This window comes from Streptococcus sp. UMB1203 (genome assembly GCF_030217725.1).
Taxonomy (GTDB): Bacteria; Bacillota; Bacilli; order Lactobacillales; family Streptococcaceae; genus Streptococcus.
The window spans coordinates 1-1,363 of sequence record NZ_JASOOK010000065.1 but is presented as its reverse complement, the minus strand read 5'-3'; the positions used below and the strand labels follow the sequence as shown (position 1 = coordinate 1,363).

1 protein-coding gene is annotated in these 1,363 nt (G+C 36.2%); it reads left to right on the top strand.

Translation table 11 applies throughout. The features are described from left to right. A partial coding sequence (locus QP439_RS08890; RefSeq protein WP_285389640.1) for an SIALI-17 repeat-containing surface protein occupies positions 1 to 942 on the top strand: 942 nt, incomplete at its 5' end. Positions 943 to 1,363 lie beyond the last annotated feature (421 nt).

The window sequence follows — 1,363 nt, the reverse complement described above, 5'->3', positions numbered from 1 at the left end:
GGAGAAGCTCCAAAACCATCTAAACCTGAAACTTCAAACGGAGATGCACTTGTACAACCAGAACTTCCAGAATTCAATGGTGGAGTGAATGATACAACACCTCCAACTCCTGCAAAACCTGAAGGAGAAACTCCAAAACCAACTAAACCAGAAGCTTCAAACGGAGATGCACTTGTACAACCAGAACTTCCAGCATTCAAAGGCGGAGTTAACGCTGTTGAAGCTGCTGTTAATGAAGTTCCAGAGTTTGGTGTTAATAACCCTGAAATCAAAAAAATCTTAGACGAAATCTCTAAAGTAAAAGAGCAAATCAAAGACAGCGAAGAAAATGAAGGTGTTGAAGATTATTATAAAGATGGATTAAAAGATCGTCTAGCTGATTTAGAAGATGCCTTAAATACTTTAATTAATAATAAAGCTGAGGTTCTATCTGGAAGTAATGATACAGAAGACTTAAAAGTCACACGCTATGTTGATATTGCTACTAACACTGATATTTTGAATGCTGAAGAAGGTCATTTCAAAGGTAAATCAATTGCAGGTTATACTTTTGTGAAATCTGAAGAAAAAGATGGTATTATTACTAACTATTACAAAAAAGTAACTAATCACTATTCTACTCCAAATTCAGATCCAAGACTAACACCAACTCCTGGAAATCCTGTTCCAAATGAATCACAAGCTCCAACACCAGCTACTCCAGCAGCTGAAGCTCCAACACCAGCTCCGGCTACACCAACAGCTGAGACACCATCAACTCCTGCGGTTGCACCAACTGTAGCAGGTACTAGCAAAGATAATACATATCAAGCTCCAGCTGCGAAAGCAGAAGATAAGAAAGAACTTCCTAATACTGGTGGTAAAGATAATGTTGCAGTTGCATCATTAGGATTCCTTGGATTGCTCCTAGGTGCCCTTCCATTTGTGAAACGCAAAAACTAATTAGTTGAAGATATAAAAGAGAAGGATTTATGACCTTCTCTTTTTGTGATATGGGCTATAGTGAGAGTTCTGTTGAAAAGAAGAAAAAAGTGAACAAAACGATGTTTTAGTCTTGTTCACTTTTATGTTGTTCTATAAACTTAGTCTCTATAATATTTGTAGTGGGTAAATCCCCATGGATATTATGGAGCCTATTTTGTTGTAGAAAAAAAGTTCCATAATATCCATAATGAAAAGCGACAAAACAACTCATTAGAAAGATTCATATGGAACAATTACATTTTATCACAAAATTACTCGATATCAAAGACCCTAATATCCAAATTATGGATGTTCTTAATAGGGGTAACTTCTCAAAGTAACTTCCACTTGCCTGACCAAAGTGGAAATTAGTCTAAAACGGATTTTTATGGTGGAATTA